This is a genomic window from Pseudomonas sp. Irchel 3H7, assembly GCF_900187605.1.
Classification (GTDB): Bacteria; Pseudomonadota; Gammaproteobacteria; order Pseudomonadales; family Pseudomonadaceae; genus Aquipseudomonas.
In genome coordinates this window covers 1-21,804 of sequence record NZ_FYEA01000005.1, presented here as the reverse complement: position 1 = coordinate 21,804, position 21,804 = coordinate 1, and the positions used below count along the sequence as shown (strand labels likewise).

The window sequence follows — 21,804 nt, the reverse complement described above, 5'->3', positions numbered from 1 at the left end:
CGGTCACGGTGCGCGCTTGGAAACTTGAGGTATACAATGCGCGCCATCGTGATTTAGCTCAGAAAAGGTGCGTCATGCAGCCCTTCGTAATTGCTCCGTCGATTCTCTCCGCCGACTTCGCCCGCCTCGGCGAGGAAGTAGACAACGTTCTTGCCGCTGGCGCCGACTTCGTCCACTTCGACGTCATGGACAACCACTACGTGCCAAACCTGACCATCGGTCCGATGGTCTGCGCGGCATTGCGCAAGTACGGCGTCACCGCGCCGATCGATGCGCACCTGATGGTCAGCCCGGTGGATCGTATCGTTGGCGACTTCATCGAAGCCGGCGCCACCTACATCACCTTCCACCCGGAAGCCACGCTGCACGTTGATCGTTCGCTGCAACTGATCCGTGAAGGCGGCTGCAAATCCGGTCTGGTGTTCAACCCGGCGACGCCGCTGGACGTGCTCAAGTACGTGATCGACAAGGTCGATATGGTCTTGCTGATGAGCGTCAACCCAGGCTTCGGCGGGCAGAAGTTCATTCCTGGCACCCTCGACAAACTGCGCGAAGCGCGGGCGATCATCGATGCCTCGGGCCGTGATATCCGTCTGGAAATCGACGGCGGCGTCAACGTCAACAACATCCGCGAAATCGCCGCTGCGGGCGCTGACACCTTTGTTGCCGGCTCGGCGATCTTCAATGCGCCGAACTATCAGGAAGTCATCGACAAGATGCGCTCCGAACTGGCGCTGGCGCGCCCATGAGCGGGTTTGAGCAGCTGTTCCCGGGGAAACTGCCACGGCTGGTGATGTTCGATCTGGATGGCACACTGATCGACTCGGTTCCAGACCTGGCAGCGGCGGTGGACACCATGCTGCTCTCACTTGGCCGCCAACCTGCGGGCATCGAATCGGTGCGCGAGTGGGTGGGCAACGGCGCGCCGGTCCTGGTGCGCCGCGCCTTGGCCGGTGGCATCGATCATTCGGCGGTGGATGACGTTGAGGCCGAGCATGCACTGGAAGTGTTCATGCAAGCCTACGGCGCCAGCCATGAGCTGACCGTGGTCTATCCCGGCGTGCGCGACACCCTCAAATGGCTGCACAAGCAGGGCGTGGCCATGGCGCTGATCACCAACAAGCCGGAGCGCTTCGTCGCGCCGTTGCTGGATCAGATGAAAATCGGCCGCTACTTCAAGTGGATCATTGGCGGCGATACCTTGCCGCAGAAGAAACCGGATCCAGCCGCGCTGTTTTTTGTAATGAAAATGGCCAACATCCCGGCCTCGCAATCGTTGTTCGTCGGTGACTCGCGCAGCGATGTACTGGCAGCGAAAGCGGCGGGGGTCAAATGCGTGGCGTTGAGTTACGGCTACAACCATGGCCGACCGATTGCCGAAGAATCGCCGGCGCTGGTGATCGACGATCTGCGCAAGCTAATTCCCGGTTGCCTCGGTTCGGCCGCTGAGATAACGTTGCCCGACGCTGCTCAATCCCATTCTGGAAACGCCATCGTGGTGGTCACTCGCAAACTCTGGATGAAAGTCATCAAGGCCCTGGCCCGCTGGCGTTGGCGCGCCTGACTTGTTCCTGGCCGGCCTGCCGGCGCGTTTGCATACCTGACTGATTTGCCCCTCACACCACGAGGCACCTTATGATCCGCGAAGAATTCCTGCGCTTGGCCGCTGACGGCTACAACCGCATTCCGTTGGCCTGCGAAACCCTGGCCGACTTCGACACGCCGCTGTCGATCTACCTGAAACTGGCCGACCAGCCCAACTCCTACCTGCTTGAATCGGTGCAGGGCGGCGAGAAGTGGGGCCGTTACTCGATCATCGGCCTGCCGTGCCGCACCGTGCTGCGGGTTCACGACCATCACGTCAGCATCACCGTTGATGGCGTTGAAACCGAAAGCCACGATGTTGAAGACCCGCTGGCCTTCGTTGAAACCTTCAAAGCGCGCTACAACGTGCCGACCATCGCCGGTCTGCCGCGTTTCAACGGTGGTCTGGTCGGTTACTTCGGTTATGACTGCGTACGTTATGTCGAGAAGCGCTTGGGCAAATGCCCGAACCCGGATCCGCTGGGTGTGCCGGACATTCTGCTGATGGTCTCCGACGCGGTCGTGGTGTTCGATAACCTCGCCGGCAAGATGCACGCGATCGTCCTGGCCGACCCTGCGCAGGCGGATGCCTTCGAACAAGGTCAGGCGCAATTGCAGGCATTGCTGGAAAAACTGCGTCAGCCGATCACCCCGCGCCGTGGCCTGGATTTCAGCAAGCAGCAGGCGGCTGATCCGGTATTCCGTTCCAGTTTCACTCAGGACGATTACGAAAAAGCCGTCGACACCATCAAGGAATACATCCTGGCCGGTGACTGCATGCAGGTCGTGCCGTCGCAACGCATGTCGATCGACTTCAAGGCTGCACCCATCGATCTGTACCGCGCCCTGCGTTGCTTCAACCCGACGCCTTACATGTACTTCTTCAATTTCGGCGACTTCCACGTCGTTGGCAGTTCGCCGGAAGTGCTGGTGCGGGTTGAAGACAATCTGATCACCGTGCGCCCGATTGCCGGTACTCGCCCACGTGGCGCCACCGAAGAAGCCGATGTGGCGCTGGAAGAAGATCTGCTGTCGGACGACAAAGAGATCGCCGAGCACTTGATGCTGATCGATCTGGGCCGTAACGATACCGGTCGTGTTTCGGAAATCGGCTCGGTGAAGCTCACCGAGAAAATGGTCATCGAACGTTATTCCAATGTGATGCACATCGTCTCCAACGTTACCGGCCAGTTGAAGGCCGGGTTGACGGCGATGGACGCACTGCGGGCGATTCTGCCGGCGGGCACCTTGTCGGGTGCGCCGAAGATTCGCGCGATGGAAATCATCGACGAACTGGAGCCGGTCAAGCGTGGCGTGTACGGTGGCGCGGTCGGTTATTTCGCCTGGAACGGCAACATGGACACTGCAATCGCGATTCGCACGGCAGTGATCAAGAACGGCGAGCTGCACGTGCAGGCCGGTGGCGGCATCGTTGCCGACTCGGTGCCGGCGCTGGAATGGGAAGAAACCCTGAACAAACGCCGTGCGATGTTCCGCGCCGTCGCCCTGGCCGAGCAAACCCCGGAAGCCTGAGTCCACACAAAACCCTTGTAGGAGTGAGCCTGCTCGCGATAGCGGTGGGTCAGTCAACAAATCTGTTGAATGTTAATCCGCAATCGCGAGCAGGCTCACTCCTACATTTGCTTTGTGTCTGGCAATAAAAAAGCGGCGCCTGCGAGGGCGCCGCTTTTTTTGTGCCAGGGGTTTAAAAGTCCAGCACTACCCCGACGTTAACGCCCTGCTGGGTAAAATCATCATCCTTGCGCAACGAATAACCGCCACGCAGCGCCAGATCCGCCGTGAGTTTGTGGCTCACACCCAGACTCAAGCGGTTCAAATGACTTTGCGGCGTATAGCCCTCAAGTGTGAAGTCGTTGGCCGGCAAGGTATTGAGCGCGATGTTGACCTTTTGTACGTCATCTTCGTATTCACGCTCGTGGGCGTATTCGCCGAACACCTGGGTTTGCGGAGTAATGTTGTACTTGCCCTGCAAGCCCAGCCCCAGGCGTTTCGAGTCGCGGGCCTGATCATCGAAGGTCAGCGCCGTGGCGCGATTGCTCTTCTCGGAGTAGCCATCGACATCAACGCTGGCGTAATCGGCGCTGACGAATGGCGACAGGTGCCACTCGCTGCCCGGCTGGGCAATGTCGTAACCGACACGCGCGCTGAAGGCCCAGAGGCTGCCGTCAGTGTCGCCTTTCTCCGCACCTTCGCTGGCGCCCAGATCAAACTTGCGCTTGAGGTTGTCGTAGTCGAGTTTGCCACCGGTCAACGCCGCGTCAGCCCACCAGCGGTTTTGCTGGTACTGGGCAAATGCCGTGGCCATGTAGCTGTTGAGTTTGTAGTCCGAATCGTTATGACCGGCCTCCAGATTCTGCCGGTAGAAACCGCCCGCCACACCGACGCGCCAGGCTTCACTCAAGCGATAGCTGCCACCGACGTTGAGGTTGTATCCGCTGCCATCAGCGCTGGCGCCGCTGCTTTGGCTGTCGACATCCAGATGCTGGCCGCCCGCCGAGACAATGGCGCGCCATTGACCGACCGCTTGCCAATTCTCCCAATCCGCCTGCCATTGGTTGCGCAGTTCATCCTGATGCGCGCGCACTGTGGCGTGGGCCATTTCTGGTAGCAGCGTCAGTTCCCACGGCGCGGCGAGCAGGGAGTAGGCGTAATCGGAGATCAGTTTTTGTCCGGCCTCGGTTGGATGCACGCCGTCGTTGTAGATCAGCTTGCTCGGATCGGGTGTCGCGCTGTTGATCCCGTAACGGGCGTTCTCGGTGCAGCTATTGCCGCTGAAGCAGGTCGCGGTCAGGTTCTGATCGGTCGCGAGGCCAAAGCGCCCAGGATCGGCGAACACTTCCGAGAGCAGTACCGGAATGTTCAGCGGAATGATTTCGGCGTTGATGCCTTGCAGGCGTGTGACCAACTGACTGTTGAACTGGGTGGCGAGTTGACTGCTGAAGGTTTGCAGTGGCGTACCGTTGATCGCTGGCGTCAGGCCAACATCAGGCAACAGCCAGACCATCACGTATTTGGCACCGGCGGTTTGCAGGGTTTGCACGCTGTCGGCCAGCCGATCGGCGGCGGCGTTGGCTTGCGGCAGGCTGAGAATTCGTCCTTGCAGGAAGTCGTTACCGCCGCCGGAAATGTAATACAGCGCATTCGGGTCGGCGCGGAAGCCGTTTGAGGGCAGGTAACCGGCACGGGTGCGTTCACCGGTGGCGGATTGCGTCGTGATCGAGTCGAGGATCTGGTCGGTGCGATAACCGCCAACCGCCCAGTTGTTGCCGTCCGGCTGGCCGTTTTCGGCGCGCACGGCGGAGCTGGAAGAGGCTGTCTGGTCTGGCGAAAAGCCAAGGCGTCCGCCGAGCAACTGCGTGGAGTTCAATGAATACAGTTCCCCGCTGCCATCCTGATACACCGGCCCGGTCCGGTTGGTGTAACGCTCGGTGGAGCCGGCCGGTCCGCCAGTGTCGGTGAAGGTGCCGGCATCATTGAGGCTGTCGCCAAACACAATGAAACTGGAATAAGGATTGGGCGCTGCGTTGGCCTGGGCGCAGGCCAGTGCGAGCAGGCAGCCGGCCAGCGGTACAAACAACGTCTGTTTGATCATGAGCAAGTCCGTTTATTTATTGTTGTAGGTGAACGAAACGACAGTACCAAAAACTCCCGGCGTTTTGCCATCGGTCGCGAATCCTCCCCTGGATTTATTCCCCAAAGCCCCGGCCATATTGCACGCCCCGCCCAGCTAAGTTACTGTGCCGGAACGTATGAACGAGACCTTCCCCGTGTTGATCACCAGCAAACTTCTGGATCAAGTCATCAAGGCACACGCCCGCTGGCGTTGGCGCGCCTGAATCTTTTCTGCCGGCCCCGCCGGATCTGTATCGCTTTGCCTTCCTTGCCTGTTTGAAATGCCGCTGTGCCGACGCGTCTATCTGCGTCCGACATCGTGCAGCGCCCTGCGGGCAAGTGATCTGAAGGCTGTTTTCAAATCAGAATTCAAGAGGTTCGAAACGCCATGTTGCTGATGATCGACAACTACGACTCCTTTACTTACAACGTTGTGCAATACCTTGGCGAATTGGGTGCCGACGTCAAAGTCGTGCGCAACGACGAATTGACCGTCGCCGAAATCGAAGCACTCAAGCCTGAGCGCATCGTGGTGTCCCCAGGCCCGTGCACGCCGACCGAGGCCGGTATCTCCATCGAAGCCATCAAGCACTTTGCCGGCAAACTGCCAATCCTCGGCGTCTGCCTGGGTCACCAGTCCATCGGCCAGGCTTTTGGCGGCGATGTAGTGCGCGCGCGTCAGGTAATGCACGGTAAGACTAGTCCGGTATTCCACGAGGACAAGGGCGTTTTCGCTGGCCTGAACCATCCGCTGACGGTCACCCGTTACCACTCGCTGATCGTCAAGCACGACACGTTGCCCGATTGCCTGGAACTGACCGCATGGACCCAGCACGATGACGGTTCGGTCGACGAAATCATGGGCCTGCGTCACAAGACCCTGAACATTGAGGGCGTACAGTTCCACCCCGAGTCGATCCTGACCGAGCAGGGTCATGAACTGTTTGCCAACTTCCTCAAACAAACCGGCGGCACGCGCTAAGGACTTCCCATGAATATCAAGACAGCCCTGAGCCGTATCGTCGATCACCTCGACCTCAGCACCGATGAGATGCGCGATGTGATGCGCGAAATCATGACCGGCCAATGCACTGACGCGCAGATAGGCGCGTTCATGATGGCCATGCGCATGAAGAGCGAGAGCATCGACGAGATCGTTGGCGCGGTGTCGGTGATGCGTGAGCTGGCCGATCAGGTTGAACTGAAGACCCTCGACGGCGTGGTCGATGTGGTCGGTACCGGCGGTGACGGTGCCAATATCTTCAACGTGTCGACGGCTTCTTCGTTTGTTGTTGCCGCTGCCGGTTGCACTGTCGCCAAGCACGGCAACCGCGCAGTCTCGGGCAAGAGTGGCAGCGCCGACTTGCTGGAAGCTGCCGGCATCTATCTGAACCTGACGCCGGTTCAGGTAGCGCGTTGCATCGACAACGTCGGTATCGGTTTCATGTTCGCCCAGACCCATCACAAAGCCATGAAGTACGCCGCCGGCCCGCGCCGCGATCTCGGCCTGCGTACGCTGTTCAACATGCTCGGCCCGCTTACGAATCCGGCCGGGGTGAAACATCAGGTGGTGGGCGTGTTCACCCAGGCACTGTGCCGGCCATTGGCCGAAGTCTTGCAACGCTTGGGCAGCAAGCATGTGCTGGTGGTGCATTCGAAGGACGGCCTGGACGAGTTCAGTCTCGCCGCACCAACCTTTGTGGCGGAACTGAAGAACAACGAAATCACCGAGTATTGGGTCGAGCCAGAAGATCTCGGCATGAAGAGCCAGAGCCTGCACGGTCTGTCGGTCGAAGGCCCGGAGGCTTCGCTGGCACTGATCCGCGATGCTCTCGGCAAGCGCAAGACCGAAAACGGTCAGAAAGCCGCCGAAATGATTGTGCTCAACGCCGGTGCCGCGCTGTACGCCGCCGACGTGGCGAGTAGTTTGAAACAGGGCGTCGAGCTTGCGCACGACGCCTTGCACACCGGTCTCGCTCGGGAAAAACTTGAGGAGCTGGGTGCCTTTACCGCGGTATTCAGAGTGGAGAATGAGGGATGAGTGTACCGACGGTTCTGGAAAACATTCTGGCGCGTAAAGTCCAGGAAGTCGCCGAGCGTAGCGCTCGCGTCAGCCTGAGCGAGCTGGAAAGTCTGGCCAAGGCGGCCGATGCACCCCGTGGTTTCGCCCAGGCATTGCTGGCGCAGGCGAAGAAGAAGCAGCCTGCGGTGATTGCCGAAATCAAAAAGGCCTCGCCGAGCAAAGGCGTGATTCGCGAGAACTTCGTTCCGGCCGACATCGCCAAAAGCTACGAGAAGGGTGGGGCGACCTGTCTTTCCGTACTGACCGATATCGATTACTTCCAGGGCGCCGATGCGTACCTGCAACAGGCTCGTGCCGCGTGCAGCCTGCCGGTGATCCGCAAGGACTTCATGATTGATCCTTACCAGATCGTTGAAGCCCGTGCGCTGGGCGCCGACTGTGTGCTGTTGATCGTCTCCGCACTGGATGACGTGAAAATGGCCGAGCTGGCCGCCGTCGCCAAAAGCGTCGGTCTCGATGTGCTGGTCGAAGTACACGATGGCGATGAGCTGGAGCGCGCGTTGAAAACCCTCGACACACCACTGGTCGGGGTCAACAACCGCAATCTGCACACCTTCGACGTCAGCCTGGAAACCACCCTCGACCTGCTGCCGCGCATTCCGCGCGATCGTCTGGTCATTACCGAGAGCGGTATTCTCAATCGCGCCGATGTCGAATTGATGGAAATCAGCGACGTCTATTCGTTCCTCGTCGGTGAAGCGTTCATGCGCGCGGAAAATCCGGGCACTGAACTGCAGCGACTGTTCTTCCCGGAGCGTGGCACTTCCATCAGCGGTTCGACCCTCGACTGATTCGCTCCAGACCGAGTCGACGCCATCGCGAGCAGGCTCACTCCTACAGGGGAACGCGTTCCAATTGTAGGAGTGAGCCTGCTCGCGATGAGGTACTAGAAATCCCCAAAGATTCCAGATCTGCCGGAGCCTTCCATGTCGCTGCCAACCCCCCTGACCATCGAAGCCGGCCTGCAAGCCGAACAGGATTTGCTGGCCTCGGTCTGCGCCGGCGACTCAGAGTTCGGCCTGCTGTTCTGGCAACCCAGCGATCGCGCCCTGGTCATGCCGCGCCGCCTCAATCGTCTTCCCGGTTTCGACCGTGCCTGCGACGTCTCTGCCGCCGCTGGCTGGCCGGTGCTCTTGCGCGAAACTGGCGGCGAGCCCGTCCCGCAATCGGCCGCCACAATCAATATCGCACTCGTCTATGCGCCACCGCGCAGCGAAGGCGATCTGAACCGCATCGAAACCGGCTACCACCGTCTCTGCGATCCGATCTGCCAGTTGCTCGACGAGTTGGGTGGCGCATCATCATTGGGCGAAATCGATGGCGCATTCTGCGACGGTCGCTTCAACGTCAACCTCGATGGCCGCAAAATGGTCGGCACGGCCCAGCGCTGGCGCCAAAGCCAGGGCGGACAGCGTCCGGTCGGTCTGGTACACGGTGCGATGCTGATGGATAACGAGCGCGAGTCGATGGTTGCGGCGGTCAATCGCTTCAACGAAGCATGCGGCCTGGAGCAACGGGTGCGGGCTGGAAGCCACATTGCCCTGCATGAGAAATTCAACGCGCCACAGGCCTTGGCGCGTCTCGATGAGTTGTTTCGTCTGATGCTGGCGCAGATCTACAGCGCCTGATATTCGGGCTTACCGCGTACCGTAGACCACCATGGTCTTGCCTTTCACATCGACCAGGTTGCGTTCCTCAAGATCCTTGAGCACGCGACCGACCATCTCCCGCGAACAACCGACAATCCGGCCGATTTCCTGACGGGTCACCTTGATCTGCATGCCGTCCGGGTGCGTCATCGCGTCCGGCTGCTTGCACAACTCCAATAGGCAGCGGGCTACACGACCGGTCACGTCGAAGAACGCCAAGTCGCCAACCTTGCGCGTGGTGTTGCGCAGGCGTTGTGCGATTTGTCCGCTAAGCGCGTAAAGAATGTCCGGGTCTTGCTGCGACAATTCGCGGAACTTGGCGTAGCTGATTTCTGCAGTTTCGCATTCAACCTTGGCCCGCACCCAGGCGCTGCGTTCCTGTTCCTGTCCCGCCTGCTCGAACAGGCCCAATTCGCCAAAGAAATCCCCGGCATTAAGGTAAGCGATGATCATCTCGCGGCCGTCGTCATCCTCGATCAGGATTGTCACCGAGCCCTTGATGATGAAGTACAGCGTGTCCGAGCGATCGCCCGCACAGATGATATTGCTTTTGGCCGCATGGCGACGGCGCTGACAATGCATCAACAGCTTGTCGAGGTTCTTGATTTTGGGTGTGGGGGTAATAGCAACCATGGTTGTATCCCGAAAAGACTGCACGGTGATGTTTGATTTTTTTATGAGGCGCTGAAGGCGGTCGCTACACAGCCGGCATGGGCGCCAGCGAATTGGCGCCAGCTTAACAGACACTTCGTCGCAAATTCGAGAAATTACCTACAGGGCAGAAGCATCTGTCCTAGGAACGTGGCTCGCTGTCCGGGCAAAGCCCTGTGCTAAGCTGGCGACCCTTTTTTTACAGTGGAGTCTGGGCGATGAAGGCACGCATCCAATGGGCTGGCGAAGCCATGTTCCTCGGCGAATCCGGTAGCGGTCATGTCGTGGTGATGGACGGTCCGCCGGACGCCGGTGGTCGTAATCTGGGTGTTCGCCCGATGGAAATGCTCCTGCTGGGCGTGGGCGGTTGCAGTAACTTCGACGTGGTCAGCATTCTGAAGAAGTCCCGCCAGGCTGTTGAAAGCTGCGAAGCCTTTCTCGAAGCAGAGCGCGCGACCGAAGATCCGAAGGTGTTCACCAAGATCCACATGCATTTCGTGGTCAAGGGTCGTGGTCTGAAAGAAGCCCAGGTCAAACGCGCGATCGAGCTGTCCGCCGAGAAGTATTGCTCGGCCTCGATCATGCTCGGCGCCGCTGGCGTGGCAATCACTCACGATTACGAAATCGTCGAACTCGGTTGAACCGACATTCAACTATCATAAAAGCAGTGCAGACTCTGGCGATCCCTCGCTGACGTCTGCATAATGCGCCACTTTTTTCAGGGCAGTGATCGGTCAGCCGACGGATCAGCCGCCTGAACAGATAACCAAAATCGCCATCGCGAAGAGGTGTTAACCGTCCTACGCAGGTGCGTTGTTCGCACTTGACGGGCATGCTTGATCACGCGGCCGGGCCGCATACATAGAGAGTTTTTAACGGTGAAAAGCAAACTCAAGCTCCACGGGTTCAATAACCTGACAAAGACCTTGAGCTTCAACATCTATGACATCTGCTACGCGGAAACCCCGCAAGACCAGCAGGCTTACGTTGAGTACATCAATCAAGAGTACAACGCGAAACGCCTGACGCAGATTCTCACAGAAGTTGTCGAGATCATTGGTGCCAACATCCTGAATATTGCCAGTCAGGACTATGAACCTCAGGGCGCCAGCGTCACGATTCTGATTTCTGAAGAGCCGGTAACCCCGACTGAAAGCCAGATCGAAGAATCGCCGGGCCCGTTGCCCGAAATTATCCTGGCCCACCTCGACAAGAGTCATATCACGGTGCACACCTACCCGGAAATCCATCCGGACGACGGTATTGCAACTTTCCGTGTGGACATCGATGTGTCGACTTGTGGTGTCATTTCACCGCTGAAAGCGCTCAATTTCCTCATTCACCAGTTCGATTCGGACATCGTGACTGTGGATTACCGTGTGCGCGGCTTCACCCGTGACGTTGAAGGCAACAAGCACTTCATCGACCACGAGATCAATTCGATCCAGAACTACTTGTCCGAAGACACTCGCGACGCGTACCAGATGACCGACGTGAACGTGTACCAGGAAAACCTGTTCCACACCAAAATGCTGCTGAAGAACTTCGAACTGGATAACTACCTGTTTGGCGACGCCACCAGCAACCTGTCTGCGGAGCAACGCGCTCAGGTGACCGACCGGGTGAAACACGAAATGCTCGAAATCTTCTACGCGCGCAACATGCCGACCTAAGATTCCCGGGCACAAAAAAGGCGACCTTTCGGTCGCCTTTTTCATTCCTGGCACGAACCCCTGTGGGAGCGAGCCTGCTCGCGAAGGGGCCCTCTGCAGCAATACCGTTCTCAGATCCGATAAGTACTCTTGGTCATCACCTTGGCCAGAATACTCATCCCGAATTTCACCGGCGCCGGAAAACGGAAACCTCCAGCCTCCAAAGCACTTTCGGCATGATGTTCTTCATCAATGCGCATCTGTTCCAGAATCGCCCGGGACTTCTCGTCCTCTGCCGGCAATTGCTCCAGGTGTTCATTCAAGTGCTTGCACACCTGATGTTCGGTCGCCGCAACAAAACCGAGGCTGACCTTGTCGCTGATCAACCCGGCCACCGCACCAATCCCGAACGACATCCCGTAAAACAACGGATTGAGCACACTGGTATGGCTGCCCAACTGATGAATACGCTGTTCGCACCAGACCAGATGATCAATTTCTTCTTCGGCGGCGTGCTCCATGGCCTCGCGCACCTGTGGCAGCTTGGCGGTCAGCGCCTGCCCCTGATACAGCGCCTGGGCGCAGACTTCACCGGTGTGATTAATACGCATCAGGCCGGCGACGTGGCGGGTGTCTTCATCGCTCATCTGCGTATCCGGCTGCAGAATCGCGGGCGACGGACGGTACGGCTGGCCGCTGAAGGGCAGCAGGGTTCGCATCGCAGCATCGGCTTGCAGCAGAAGACGGTCAATTGGCGAGTAGTGACGTTGGGTAGTCATGCTGACCTCCGGGAAGAATCTCGACGGCCAGTTTAACCGAATCGGCCGGGGAAGGTTTGCGCTGGGTCATCAGTCACACTGGATGTGCTTTTTGCTTTATGTAGGAGCCGCCGAAGGCTGCGATCTTTTGATCTTGTTTTTGATACTCGAAGATCAAAAGATCGCAGCCTTCGGCAGCTCCTACACAGGTTTGCTGGATATTAGCCCGGTGGCCAGTTCATCTGACGCTGACCGAGGACGTGCATATGAATGTGGTAGACCGTCTGGCCACCCTTCTCGTTGCAGTTCATCACCACGCGGAAACCTTCTTCGCAACCCAGCTCCAGCGCCAGACGCTGTGCAGTGAACAGAATATGCCCGGCCAGTGCCTTGTCGTCTTCGGTCAGGTCATTGAGGGTGCGCACCGGTTTCTTCGGGATCACCAGGAAATGCACCGGTGCCTGAGGGGCGATGTCGTGAAACGCCAGAACCTGGTCGTCTTCGTAAATGATCTTGGCCGGGATCTCCCGGTTGATGATCTTGGTGAACAGAGTATCCACTGCTGTTTTCTCCGTTGTTTGGGCTGGTCTGAGTGTACGCAGGGCGGCTTATCCCGCCCAGTGTTTTACCTGTAGGGCATTTCAGCGCGGGCAGTAAGCCTTGTTGACCATGCCGACAATGGTGCGATTGAGCCAGCGCGAACCGAGTCGCGGCAAAAAGGCGAACCAGCGGTTGCGGCGCCCCGGGATGATGATCGCCCGGTTCTTGTCGAGGGCGCGCACGGTGTACAGCGCAACTTCCTCCGGGCTCATCAGCAATTTGCTGTCTTTGATTTTGTCGCTGTTGAGTTGCGCCGTGCGGAAAAATGCCGTGCGCGTCGGGCCGGGGCAAAGCACCGAAACCTTCACAGCACTTTGCTTGAGTTCTACTCGCAAGGCTTCGGAGAAGTGCAGAACATAGGCTTTGCTGGCGTAATAAGTGCTCATCCACGGGCCGGGATTGAACGCGGCCACCGAAGCAACGTTGAGAATCTGCCCGCCACCCTGCAGCGCCATGCTGTTGCCGATCGCGTGGCACAGGCGGGTGAGGGCGAGGATGTTCACTTCGATCAGGTCCTGCTCGGTCATCCAGTCCTGCGCGAGAAACGGGCCGCAGGTGCCAATGCCTGCACAGTTCACCAGCAAGTCGATCTGCCGGTCGCCTTCTTCCAGCTCCAGCAAGAAACCGGACAAGCGCAGCGGCTCGCCCAGATCGCAGGCGCGGAACAGCACCTCGACGCCAAAACGCTGGGTCAATTCGAACGCAATGCTTTCCAGCTGATCACGCTGTCGGGCCACCAGAATCAGGCTGCGGCCGCGCCGGGCCAGCGCTTCGGCCATGGCCAAGCCAATGCCGCTGGAAGCGCCGGTGATCAGTGCGTAACGGGTCATGCAATTCTCCATCGCAACAGCTCCGCGCCAGCGACGCGGGTGTCACGGCGGGGAGCGCTGTTCATTCTTTCGCAGAGTCTACAGGGGCCTGCGCCGCTTCGGCTGCTTCGTCGGCGGAATCCACGGGTGATTCGACTTCTACTTCGACTTCATCGGTGGTCACCGAGCCACTTTCGTAGCTGCTTTCCAGATTGCTTTCGTATTCCTGCTGGATCGCCGAGATCCCGCCCAGCATTCCACCTGCAAAAATCAGCGCGAAGAACACGATCCACAGGGAGCACAGCACTTTTACTGCGGTACTGTTTGCCGGAGGGGGAGGGCCATAGCGATTGGCGCCGGTGTTGCCCGGTACGACCATGATCACCAGCGGGAAGAAGCTGCCCACAAAGGGTACAAGGTTCAATAGCCAGAGCCAGCCCGACCAGCCGATATCGTGCAGACGCTGAACGCTGAACAGAATGCTGACAATCAGGAAAGCGATAAACAGGAAAAACGCGAAGATCCCGCCGATGATCAGGCCGGTAGTGGAATCACCGCTGACCAGCCCCAGAGCCAACAGGGCGAACACGCCGACAATGGGCAATGTCACCAGACTCAGCACCATTGTCCAGGCCAGAAAACGCAGGCGTCCGATCCGCCCTTCGACGCTGAACGGCTTGAGCGTGGCGAACTCCGGCAGATTTTCACCGACGTTGGCGCGAGGTGCCGCGTAAGGCGAGTCAGGTTCGGCAACAACCTGAGCCTGCTCATGGACATCGGCCAGATTCAGCTCAATGGCTGTTTCCGTTTCGATTCGCGCAGCAATCCCGGTTTTGTTCAGTGCCTGCAGGTACGTTTGAGCATCACTGTGGGAGAGTTCGCGCTTGAGTGCGACGACGCTGCCGTTAAAAAGGCGCTCAATCGCGGTCACATCGCTTTTGAACAGATCCGCCAGATTGAGTTTGGCAGTGGTGATATCGACACCGGGCTGTAGAGCACCGTCGAACACGATCTTGTAACGGGGTTCGCTCATGGCCGAGGCATCCTTGTCGCGAATGAATTGAAAGGTCAGCAGTGTAAGGCCAGTCCATTGGGGCCGGCCTGGTTTTTCTTAGCGTGGCCAGCGTTTCGGCAATTGTGCCGCGCGTTCCTGTGCCTGGCGATACTCGGCATCCAGTCGTGCGATCAAATCATCCACGCTCGGCAGATCATCGATCTGCCCTACGCCTTGACCGGCAGACCACACGGTTTTCCAGGCTTTGGCTTCATCACTGATCGGCTTGAGCTTGTCACCAAAATTCACTTCGCCTTTGCCTTGCAGAGCCGCCATATCGAAGCCGGCCGCCTCCAGACTCTGGCGCATAAAACTCGCCGGTACCCCCGACACCGCTGGAGTATGGATGATGTCTGCAGCCTTGGCTGTCAGCAGCATCTCCTTGTAGGCGTCAGGCGCATGACTTTCGGTGGTGCCGATAAATCGCGTACCGAAGTAGGCCAAATCCGCGCCGAGCAGTTGCGCGGCGAGAATCTCATGACCGTGGTTAAGACATCCTGCAAGCAACAGGGTTTTATCGAAGAACTGGCGGATCTCCGCGATCAGCGCGAATGGGCTCCAGGTCCCGGCATGGCCCCCGGCGCCCGCAGCAACGGCGATCAAGCCGTCGACACCGGCCTCGGCCGCTTTCTCTGCATGCCGGCGAGTGGTGACGTCATGGAAGACCAGACCGCCGTAGCTGTGTACCGCATCGACCAATTCCTTTACCGCGCCGAGGCTGGTGATGACGATCGGCACTTTATGTTCGACGCAGATATTCAGGTCCGCCTGCAAGCGCGGGTTGCTGTTGTGCACGATAAGGTTCACTGCATAGGGGGCCGGACTCTCCAGTGTCGCCAGTCCCGCTTCGATCTGTTCCAGCCAGGCCTTGAACCCGCTACTTTCACGCTGGTTCAGCGCCGGGAAGCTGCCAACGACGCCATTACGGCAGCAGGCGAGTACCAGTTCCGGGTTGGAAATCAGAAACATCGGCGCGGCCACCACGGGCAGACGCAGACGTTGTTCGAGCAAAGCGGGCAGCGACATTATGGATACCCCAAAGATCTGTAGTTGTTGAAGTTAGAACGGCTTGACCACGACCAGAATTACGATAGCCAGCAATATCAGAACCGGTACTTCATTGAACCAGCGATAAAAGACATGGCTGCGGGTGTTCTCGCCACGGGCAAAACGTTTTACCTGCGCGCCGCACATGTGGTGGTAGCCGATCAGCAAGACGACAAGGGTCAGCTTGGCGTGAATCCAGCCGCCCATGCTGAAGAGGCTCGGGTTCAGATAGATCAGCCAGCCGCCGAAGATCAGCGTGGCGATCATCGCCGGGCCCATGATGCCGCGATACAGCTTGCGCTCCATGACACTGAAGCGCTCTTTGCTGATCGTGTCTTCGCTTTGCGCGTGATACACGAACAGACGCGGCAAGTAGAACAGCCCGGCAAACCAGCAAACGACGCTGACAATGTGAAACGCTTTTACCCACAGATAGAGCATTTTTAGTTATTCCTAATTCACGGTAAGCCGGATAGTAGAGGCTTGAGCGTCCGCACGTCACCTTGACGGTTGTCGCAGGCGTGCGCGGCCCCTATTATCGACGGCTTTCCAGTGGGTTCTTTGAGGGCAGGTTATGGTCAAGGTCGGTATTGTCGGCGGCACGGGGTACACCGGTGTCGAACTGCTGCGTCTGTTGGCGCAGCATCCGCAAGCAGAAGTGGTTGTGATCACTTCCCGATCCGAGGCCGGGCTGGCCGTGGCTGACATGTACCCGAACCTGCGCGGTCACTACGACGGCCTGGCCTTCAGCGTGCCGGACATCAAGACCCTCGGCGCTTGCGACGTGGTGTTCTTCGCCACGCCGCACGGTGTGGCTCACGCATTGGCCGGTGAATTGCTGGCGGCGGGCACCAAGGTCATCGACCTGTCGGCAGACTTCCGTCTGCAAGACGCTGAAGAGTGGGCCAAATGGTACGGCCAGCCGCACGGCGCGCCTGAATTGCTGGACGAGGCGGTTTATGGCCTGCCGGAAGTCAATCGCGAGCAGATCAAGAAAGCTCGCCTGATCGCTGTGCCAGGTTGCTATCCAACCGCGACGCAGCTGGGTTTCCTACCGCTGCTTGAAGCTGGACTGGCCGATACTTCGCGTCTGATCGCCGACTGCAAATCCGGTGTCAGTGGTGCCGGTCGTGGTGCGGCTGTAGGCTCGTTGTACTCCGAGACGTCGGAAAGCATGAAGGCCTATGCGGTAAAGGGTCACCGTCACTTGCCGGAAATTCGCCAAGGTCTGCGTCGCGCAGCGAGTAAGGACGTTGGCCTGACCTTCGTTCCGCACCTGACCCCGATGATCCGTGGCATTCACTCGACGCTCTACGCGACCGTGGTTGATCGCTCGGTGGATCTGCAGGCGCTGTTCGAAAAGCGTTATGCCAACGAACCGTTCGTCGATGTAATGCCTGCCGGCAGCCATCCGGAAACCCGTAGTGTGCGTGGTGCCAACGTTTGCCGTATCGCCGTTCACCGTCCGCAGGATGGCGATCTTGTGGTCGTACTGTCGGTGATCGACAACCTGGTCAAAGGCGCGTCGGGTCAGGCGGTGCAGAACATGAACATTCTGTTCGGGCTGGACGAGCGTTTCGGCCTGTCCCACGCCGGTATGCTGCCGTAACACTTTAAGCCGCACAGCGAAAAGGCCCGTCAAGCGGGCCTTTTTGCATTGTGAACAGCTCGTCGGCTTTATTGATATACCGTAACAATAGTTGACCGATTTTCTAGGACAAGCGGATAATGCGCGTCATCACGCATTATGGCGGCGTAACGCCGGGAGATAGTCAGCATGAGCGTCGAATCCTTCACCCCCACGGCTTTGCAATTCACTCAAGGTGCTGCGCACAAGGTGAAGAGCCTGGTCGATGAAGAGGGGAATGATCGCTTGAAGCTGCGCGTATTCGTTACGGGCGGCGGTTGTTCAGGGTTTCAATATGGTTTCACCTTCGATGAAGACGTGGCCGATGACGACACGATCGTTGAGCGCGAAGGCGTGAGTCTGGTGGTTGATCCGATGAGCTTCCAGTACCTGGCCGGTGCTGAAGTGGATTACCAGGAAGGTCTGGAAGGTTCGCGCTTCGTGATCAAGAACCCGAATGCCACCACAACCTGTGGTTGCGGGTCTTCGTTCTCGATCTGATCGCTCTTCGTTACAGACAACAAAACGCCGCAGAGCCTTACGGTTCTGCGGCGTTTTGCTGTGTGCGAGTTGATCAGGCTGGATAGATGGCGCCGAGTATCCGCAGACCGCGTGCGCCGGTGACGCTTGGGCGGTTGGCGGCGATCCCTTCGAGGCAGCAATGGGCCAGCCATGCGAAAGCCATCGCTTCTACCCAGTCCGGATCAACGCCGTGAGTCTGGGTGCTGGCTACCGTCGTGTTGGGTAGCAGTTCGGCCAAGCGTTTCATCAGTGTGCTGTTGTGTGCGCCGCCGCCGCAGACCAACAACTCTTGGGTGTCGGATTGAGCGCTGTGCAGCGACTCGACGATGGTCAGCGCAGTCAGCTCAAGCAACGTGGCCTGCACGTTTTCCGCAGCGAAGGCTGGGAGCCGTGACAGATGTTGCTCCAGCCATGGCAGGTTGAATACTTCGCGGCCGGTACTTTTTGGGCCCTTGGTAATAAAGAACGGATCGCTGAGCAGTGCTTCCAGCAACATCGGTTCTACCGTACCGGTTTTTGCCCATTCGCCATTACGATCATAGTTTTCACCACGCTGCTGCTGAATCCAGGCGTCCATCAGCACATTCCCAGGGCCGCAGTCGAAACCGGCTACAGGCTTGGTCGGCTCTATCAGACTCAAATTGCTGAAACCGCCGACATTCAAGACGGCCTGATTGCCGGTACGCTCTTTGAACAAAGCTTCATGGAATGCAGGAACCAACGGAGCACCTTGGCCGCCAGCTGCGACATCGCGGCTGCGGAAGTCGCTGACGACAGTGATATCGGTCAGTTCGGTCAGCAGGGCCGGGTTGCCGATCTGCACGGTGAAGCCGCGCGCCGGTTCGTGGCGAATGGTCTGGCCGTGGCTGCCAATCGCTCGAATGTCTTGGGGTTTGAGTTGTTGCTGAGCGAGGAGGGTGTGAATGCCCTGCGCAGCGAGCGTCACCCAGTTCTGTTGGGCAATCGCCGAGCGGGCGATTTCGTCAGGGCCGCTGGCGCACAAGCCGAGCAGCTCGGCGCGCAGGGATTCAGGCATGGGAATGTAGTGCGTGGCGATCAAGTTGATCGCCGAGGACTGTTCGATCAGGGCAATGTCCAGACCGTCGAGGCTGGTTCCGGACATTACGCCGATATACAGGGCCATGACTTAACGCTTGCTCGAAGCCAGCATGGTGGCCTTCTCTTGATCCATGCGTGCCATGAGCGGTTGGCTCTGTGCGAGGAAGCGAGCGCGTTCGGCTTTGGCGATCGGATCGGCCATTGGCAGTTTCTGGCCCAGTGGATCGACGTGAACGCCATTGACCTGGAATTCGTAATGCAAGTGCGGGCCGGTGGACAGGCCGGTAGTGCCGATGTAACCGATCACTTGGCCTTGCTTGACGGTACCGCCGGTTTTCACGCCTTTGGCGAAGCCTTGCATGTGGCCGTAGAGGGTACGGTAAGTGTTGCCGTGCTGAATGATCACGGTGTTGCCGTAACCGCCACGGCGGCCGGCCAGCAGTACTTTACCGTCGCCGGCAGCCTTGATCGGCGTGCCGCGTGGCGCTGCGTAGTCGACACCTTTGTGGGCGCGGATCTTGTTGAGGATCGGGTGCTTGCGGCCCATGGAGAACTTCGAGCTGATGCGGGCGAAGTCCACCGGCGTACGGATGAACGCCTTGCGCATGCTGTTGCCATCAGCGGTGTAGTAGCTGCTGTTGCCTTGCTTGTTGGTGTAACGCACGGCGGTGTAAGTCTTGCCGCGGTTGGTGAAGCGTGCGGACAGGATGGGGCCAGTGCCGACGGCTTTGCCGTTGACCACTTTCTGCTCGTAGATCACGTCGAATTCGTCACCCTGACGGATGTCCTGAGCGAAGTCGACGTCGTAGCCGAAGACACTGGCCATATCCATGGTCAGGCTGTGCGAGAGGCCGGCACGGGCCGCTGATTGCGAGAGTGAGCTATTGATGACGCCGTGCACGTAAGCGGTACGAACGGTTGGTTTTGCGGTAACCCGGTTGAAGGCATAACCCTTGTCATTCTTGGTCAGGGTAATGGTTTCGACGTCGCTGACCTTGCTGTGCAAGCTGGTCAGCTGTCCTTCAGGGTTCAATTCGAATTCGAGTTTTTGGCCGTGTTTAAGCTGGCTGAATTGTTTGGCTTGCTTGTCGCTGGCCAGGACTTCGTGAACGGAGGCGGCAGGCAGGCCGACCTTTTCGAACAGGGTCGACAGCGTATCGCCCTTGGCAACGATGACTTCACGGTGGCCAGGTGACTTTGGCTTTTCGGCGGCTGGCGCAGGTGCTGCTTCGGCGGTTTGCGGGGTGTTTTCGTTACTGTTTTCGATTTGAGCAAACGGCGAAGTTACTGGCTCATTTGTGGCTTGAGTCGCATCAGCTGCGTCTTGATCTTGTGTCAGTTGTTCAGCAGGACTTTCCAGTTCAAGGCTCAGGGTCGTCTTTTTGGCTTCTACATCACTGGAAGGAAATACCAGGAGAGCCAGGCTGAGAAGGGCGGCGATTCCACTTGCGGCGAGCAGGTGGGTCTTCGGGTAAAGCGGAGGCGCTTTAGACGGTTCTGTGGTCATAGGTAATTTTGACTTTGAAAAATGATGAATTGGAAAAGATGAATGACATGATGAAGATGAAATAACTGTATAAAATATAACCAAATCATCTCTGAAGCAAGTCTACAGACAGCACGTCTGTGGATTGGTGTCCGTGCGCCGGGCAAAACTTGTAATTGGTGCGCGATCTTGTATGGTTGGTTCCCTTTGAATCTGAGCCTTGCGGGTCTGTTATGAAGTCGGTTGAAGAGCAGCTAGCGCTGATTAAACGTGGTGCGGAAGAACTGTTGGTCGAGTCCGAGCTGATCGAGAAGCTCAAGCGCGGCCAGCCGCTGCGGATCAAGGCTGGTTTTGACCCGACCGCTCCGGATCTGCACCTGGGTCATACCGTGCTTATTAATAAGCTGCGCCAGTTCCAGGAGCTGGGGCATCAGGTAATCTTCCTTATAGGTGACTTCACCGGGATGATCGGTGATCCGAGCGGCAAGAGCGCCACTCGTCCTCCGCTGACTCGTGAGCAGGTTCTGGAAAACGCCGAGACCTACAAGACTCAGGTGTTCAAGATTCTTGATCCGGCGAAAACTGAAGTTGCATTCAACTCCACCTGGATGGATCAGATGGGGCCGGCGGACTTCATTCGTCTGACTTCACAGTACACCGTCGCGCGCATGCTTGAGCGTGATGACTTCGACAAGCGCTACACGACTAACCAGCCAATCGCGATTCACGAGTTTCTCTATCCGCTGGTTCAGGGTTACGACTCGGTGGCCCTGCGCGCGGATGTGGAGTTGGGTGGCACTGATCAGAAGTTCAACTTGCTGATGGGGCGCGAGCTGCAGCGCGGTTATGGTCAAGAGGCTCAATGCATTCTGACCATGCCGCTGCTTGAGGGGCTGGATGGCGTGAAGAAGATGTCCAAGTCATTGGGCAACTACGTCGGCATTCAGGAAGCGCCGGGCGTCATGTACAGCAAGCTGGTTTCGATTCCGGATGCGTTGATGTGGCGTTACTTCGAGCTGCTCAGCTTCCGCTCGATGGATGAGATCAATGCGTTACGTGCCGATGTAGAAGCGGGCGCCAATCCGCGCGACGTCAAAATCAAGCTGGCTGAAGAGATCGTTGCGCGCTTCCATGGTGAAGAGGCAGCGGCCAACGCTCATCGTGCGGCGGGTAACCGTATGAAGGATGGTGAGTTGCCGGATGATCTGCCGGAGGTCGAACTGGCTTCTACTGAAGATATGCCGATCGCGGCTGTCCTTAATAAGGCAGGCCTGGTGAAGAACTCGGCGGCGGCGCGCGATCTGCTGGCGTCTGGTGGGGTGCGCATTGATGGTGAAGTGGTTGATCGCTCCTTTATATATGTACTGGGCGCGACCCACGTTTGCCAGGCAGGCAAGAAGGCATTTGCACGCATCACTCTGAAATCTGAGTGATTCTGAAAATAAGTGTTGACGGCGAATTTTAGATGTCTATAATTCGCCCCACTTCCGGCGCAGTCGAAACGGAAAACTCCTTGAGATTCAATGAGTTATGTAGGTTTCGGCAGTGAGTTGCTTCAGTTCATCGAAGCCGAAAGGAAGTTGAAAAAGA

Annotated in this window: 22 protein-coding genes; 12 read left to right on the top strand and 10 right to left on the bottom strand. The window is 58.2% G+C overall.

The features are described from left to right. Positions 1-74: 74 nt before the first annotated feature. From rpe to trpE, 3 genes are all read left to right on the top strand, one after another. Positions 75-749 carry a ribulose-phosphate 3-epimerase gene (gene rpe / locus CKW38_RS10525; RefSeq protein ID WP_007918813.1) on the top strand — a complete coding sequence of 225 codons (675 nt, stop codon included), beginning with the start codon at positions 75-77 and terminating at the stop codon, positions 747-749. Then, entirely contained in the window at positions 746-1,564 is an 819-nt protein-coding gene (locus tag CKW38_RS10520) for a phosphoglycolate phosphatase (protein WP_095112703.1), read from the top strand. The genes rpe and CKW38_RS10520 overlap by 4 nt, the downstream gene beginning before the upstream one ends. A gap of 71 nt (positions 1,565-1,635) precedes the next feature. Beyond that, on the top strand, positions 1,636-3,117 hold the full coding sequence (gene trpE / locus CKW38_RS10515; RefSeq protein WP_095112702.1) for an anthranilate synthase component I: 1,482 nt from the start codon (positions 1,636-1,638) through the stop codon (positions 3,115-3,117). A gap of 172 nt (positions 3,118-3,289) precedes the next feature. Here trpE and estP read toward each other — a convergent pair whose 3' ends face one another. Then, positions 3,290-5,197 (bottom strand): esterase EstP, encoded by a 1,908-nt coding sequence (estP, locus tag CKW38_RS10510; RefSeq protein WP_095112701.1) that lies wholly within the window; start codon positions 5,195-5,197, stop codon positions 3,290-3,292. A 408-nt stretch (positions 5,198-5,605) separates the two neighbouring features. Between estP and CKW38_RS10505 the strand changes: the two genes are divergently transcribed. The 4 genes from CKW38_RS10505 to CKW38_RS10490 all read left to right on the top strand — a co-directional run bounded on the left by CKW38_RS10505 (position 5,606) and on the right by CKW38_RS10490 (position 8,928). Then, the gene (locus CKW38_RS10505) at positions 5,606-6,199 is read left to right on the top strand and encodes an aminodeoxychorismate/anthranilate synthase component II (protein ID WP_007918806.1); all 594 of its coding nucleotides are present in this window, start codon (positions 5,606-5,608) and stop codon (positions 6,197-6,199) included. A 9-nt stretch (positions 6,200-6,208) separates the two neighbouring features. Further along, positions 6,209-7,258, top strand: coding sequence for an anthranilate phosphoribosyltransferase (trpD, locus tag CKW38_RS10500; protein ID WP_007918805.1), 1,050 nt, complete (start codon positions 6,209-6,211; stop codon positions 7,256-7,258). Further along, on the top strand, positions 7,255-8,091 hold the full coding sequence (gene trpC / locus CKW38_RS10495) for an indole-3-glycerol phosphate synthase TrpC (RefSeq protein WP_095112700.1): 837 nt from the start codon (positions 7,255-7,257) through the stop codon (positions 8,089-8,091). The genes trpD and trpC overlap by 4 nt, the downstream gene beginning before the upstream one ends. A 135-nt stretch (positions 8,092-8,226) precedes the next feature. Beyond that, on the top strand, positions 8,227-8,928 hold the full coding sequence (locus CKW38_RS10490; protein WP_095112699.1) for a lipoate--protein ligase family protein: 702 nt from the start codon (positions 8,227-8,229) through the stop codon (positions 8,926-8,928). 9 nt (positions 8,929-8,937) lie between these two features. Here the strand turns inward: CKW38_RS10490 and crp are convergent, their stop codons facing one another. Beyond that, entirely contained in the window at positions 8,938-9,582 is a 645-nt protein-coding gene (crp, locus tag CKW38_RS10485) for a cAMP-activated global transcriptional regulator CRP (protein WP_095112698.1), read from the bottom strand. A gap of 236 nt (positions 9,583-9,818) precedes the next feature. Here crp and CKW38_RS10480 point away from each other — a divergent pair, with 236 nt between their 5' ends. Together CKW38_RS10480 and speD are read left to right on the top strand one after the other, a co-directional pair. Beyond that, the gene (locus tag CKW38_RS10480; RefSeq protein WP_003228794.1) at positions 9,819-10,241 is read left to right on the top strand and encodes an OsmC family protein; all 423 of its coding nucleotides are present in this window, start codon (positions 9,819-9,821) and stop codon (positions 10,239-10,241) included. Between the two features lie 237 nt (positions 10,242-10,478). Beyond that, complete coding sequence (gene speD, locus CKW38_RS10475) at positions 10,479-11,273, top strand: adenosylmethionine decarboxylase (protein WP_007918883.1); 795 nt, start codon at positions 10,479-10,481, stop codon at positions 11,271-11,273. A 110-nt stretch (positions 11,274-11,383) separates the two neighbouring features. Here the strand turns inward: speD and coq7 are convergent, their stop codons facing one another. From coq7 to hemJ, 6 genes are all read right to left on the bottom strand, one after another. Next, positions 11,384-12,031, bottom strand: a complete 648-nt coding sequence (gene coq7 / locus CKW38_RS10470) for a 2-polyprenyl-3-methyl-6-methoxy-1,4-benzoquinone monooxygenase (RefSeq protein ID WP_008077993.1) — start codon at positions 12,029-12,031, stop codon at positions 11,384-11,386. Positions 12,032-12,231: 200 nt separating this feature from the next. Next, positions 12,232-12,570, bottom strand: coding sequence for a histidine triad nucleotide-binding protein (locus CKW38_RS10465; RefSeq protein WP_003228789.1), 339 nt, complete (start codon positions 12,568-12,570; stop codon positions 12,232-12,234). A gap of 81 nt (positions 12,571-12,651) precedes the next feature. Beyond that, complete coding sequence (locus CKW38_RS10460; RefSeq protein ID WP_095112697.1) at positions 12,652-13,440, bottom strand: SDR family oxidoreductase; 789 nt, start codon at positions 13,438-13,440, stop codon at positions 12,652-12,654. A gap of 61 nt (positions 13,441-13,501) precedes the next feature. Then, positions 13,502-14,452 (bottom strand): DUF805 domain-containing protein, encoded by a 951-nt coding sequence (locus tag CKW38_RS10455; protein WP_007918894.1) that lies wholly within the window; start codon positions 14,450-14,452, stop codon positions 13,502-13,504. A 78-nt stretch (positions 14,453-14,530) separates the two neighbouring features. Further along, entirely contained in the window at positions 14,531-15,499 is a 969-nt protein-coding gene (locus CKW38_RS10450) for a nitronate monooxygenase family protein (protein ID WP_095112696.1), read from the bottom strand. Between the two features lie 33 nt (positions 15,500-15,532). After that, positions 15,533-15,961 (bottom strand): protoporphyrinogen oxidase HemJ, encoded by a 429-nt coding sequence (gene hemJ, locus CKW38_RS10445; RefSeq protein WP_007918898.1) that lies wholly within the window; start codon positions 15,959-15,961, stop codon positions 15,533-15,535. 133 nt (positions 15,962-16,094) lie between these two features. Between hemJ and argC the strand changes: the two genes are divergently transcribed. Both argC and erpA read left to right on the top strand, forming a co-directional pair. Next, a complete protein-coding gene (argC, locus tag CKW38_RS10440; RefSeq protein WP_007918900.1) occupies positions 16,095-17,129 on the top strand; it encodes an N-acetyl-gamma-glutamyl-phosphate reductase in 1,035 nt (344 codons plus the stop codon). A gap of 168 nt (positions 17,130-17,297) precedes the next feature. Next, a complete protein-coding gene (erpA, locus tag CKW38_RS10435; RefSeq protein WP_007918905.1) occupies positions 17,298-17,648 on the top strand; it encodes an iron-sulfur cluster insertion protein ErpA in 351 nt (116 codons plus the stop codon). Between the two features lie 73 nt (positions 17,649-17,721). Here the strand turns inward: erpA and CKW38_RS10430 are convergent, their stop codons facing one another. Both CKW38_RS10430 and CKW38_RS10425 read right to left on the bottom strand, forming a co-directional pair. Next, the gene (locus tag CKW38_RS10430) at positions 17,722-18,813 is read right to left on the bottom strand and encodes an anhydro-N-acetylmuramic acid kinase (protein ID WP_095112695.1); all 1,092 of its coding nucleotides are present in this window, start codon (positions 18,811-18,813) and stop codon (positions 17,722-17,724) included. 3 nt (positions 18,814-18,816) lie between these two features. Beyond that, complete coding sequence (locus CKW38_RS10425; RefSeq protein ID WP_095112694.1) at positions 18,817-20,235, bottom strand: peptidoglycan DD-metalloendopeptidase family protein; 1,419 nt, start codon at positions 20,233-20,235, stop codon at positions 18,817-18,819. A gap of 212 nt (positions 20,236-20,447) precedes the next feature. Between CKW38_RS10425 and tyrS the strand changes: the two genes are divergently transcribed. After that, a complete protein-coding gene (gene tyrS / locus CKW38_RS10420) occupies positions 20,448-21,647 on the top strand; it encodes a tyrosine--tRNA ligase (protein WP_007918909.1) in 1,200 nt (399 codons plus the stop codon). The last annotated feature ends 157 nt before the right edge of the window (positions 21,648-21,804 follow it).

What these genes read in the sequence shown, in the direction of transcription:
- rpe (WP_007918813.1), top strand. Translation starts at nt 75, where the DNA reads ATGCAGCCCTTCGTAATTGCTCCGTCGATTCTCTCCGCCGACTTCGCC.
- CKW38_RS10520 (WP_095112703.1), top strand. Translation starts at nt 746, where the DNA reads ATGAGCGGGTTTGAGCAGCTGTTCCCGGGGAAACTGCCACGGCTGGTG.
- trpE (WP_095112702.1), top strand. Translation starts at nt 1,636, where the DNA reads ATGATCCGCGAAGAATTCCTGCGCTTGGCCGCTGACGGCTACAACCGC.
- estP (WP_095112701.1), bottom strand. Translation starts at nt 5,197, where the DNA reads ATGATCAAACAGACGTTGTTTGTACCGCTGGCCGGCTGCCTGCTCGCA.
- CKW38_RS10505 (WP_007918806.1), top strand. Translation starts at nt 5,606, where the DNA reads ATGTTGCTGATGATCGACAACTACGACTCCTTTACTTACAACGTTGTG.
- trpD (WP_007918805.1), top strand. Translation starts at nt 6,209, where the DNA reads ATGAATATCAAGACAGCCCTGAGCCGTATCGTCGATCACCTCGACCTC.
- trpC (WP_095112700.1), top strand. Translation starts at nt 7,255, where the DNA reads ATGAGTGTACCGACGGTTCTGGAAAACATTCTGGCGCGTAAAGTCCAG.
- CKW38_RS10490 (WP_095112699.1), top strand. Translation starts at nt 8,227, where the DNA reads ATGTCGCTGCCAACCCCCCTGACCATCGAAGCCGGCCTGCAAGCCGAA.
- crp (WP_095112698.1), bottom strand. Translation starts at nt 9,582, where the DNA reads ATGGTTGCTATTACCCCCACACCCAAAATCAAGAACCTCGACAAGCTG.
- CKW38_RS10480 (WP_003228794.1), top strand. Translation starts at nt 9,819, where the DNA reads ATGAAGGCACGCATCCAATGGGCTGGCGAAGCCATGTTCCTCGGCGAA.
- coq7 (WP_008077993.1), bottom strand. Translation starts at nt 12,031, where the DNA reads ATGACTACCCAACGTCACTACTCGCCAATTGACCGTCTTCTGCTGCAA.
- CKW38_RS10460 (WP_095112697.1), bottom strand. Translation starts at nt 13,440, where the DNA reads ATGACCCGTTACGCACTGATCACCGGCGCTTCCAGCGGCATTGGCTTG.
- CKW38_RS10455 (WP_007918894.1), bottom strand. Translation starts at nt 14,452, where the DNA reads ATGAGCGAACCCCGTTACAAGATCGTGTTCGACGGTGCTCTACAGCCC.
- CKW38_RS10450 (WP_095112696.1), bottom strand. Translation starts at nt 15,499, where the DNA reads ATGTCGCTGCCCGCTTTGCTCGAACAACGTCTGCGTCTGCCCGTGGTG.
- hemJ (WP_007918898.1), bottom strand. Translation starts at nt 15,961, where the DNA reads ATGCTCTATCTGTGGGTAAAAGCGTTTCACATTGTCAGCGTCGTTTGC.
- argC (WP_007918900.1), top strand. Translation starts at nt 16,095, where the DNA reads ATGGTCAAGGTCGGTATTGTCGGCGGCACGGGGTACACCGGTGTCGAA.
- erpA (WP_007918905.1), top strand. Translation starts at nt 17,298, where the DNA reads ATGAGCGTCGAATCCTTCACCCCCACGGCTTTGCAATTCACTCAAGGT.
- CKW38_RS10430 (WP_095112695.1), bottom strand. Translation starts at nt 18,813, where the DNA reads ATGGCCCTGTATATCGGCGTAATGTCCGGAACCAGCCTCGACGGTCTG.
- CKW38_RS10425 (WP_095112694.1), bottom strand. Translation starts at nt 20,235, where the DNA reads ATGACCACAGAACCGTCTAAAGCGCCTCCGCTTTACCCGAAGACCCAC.
- tyrS (WP_007918909.1), top strand. Translation starts at nt 20,448, where the DNA reads ATGAAGTCGGTTGAAGAGCAGCTAGCGCTGATTAAACGTGGTGCGGAA.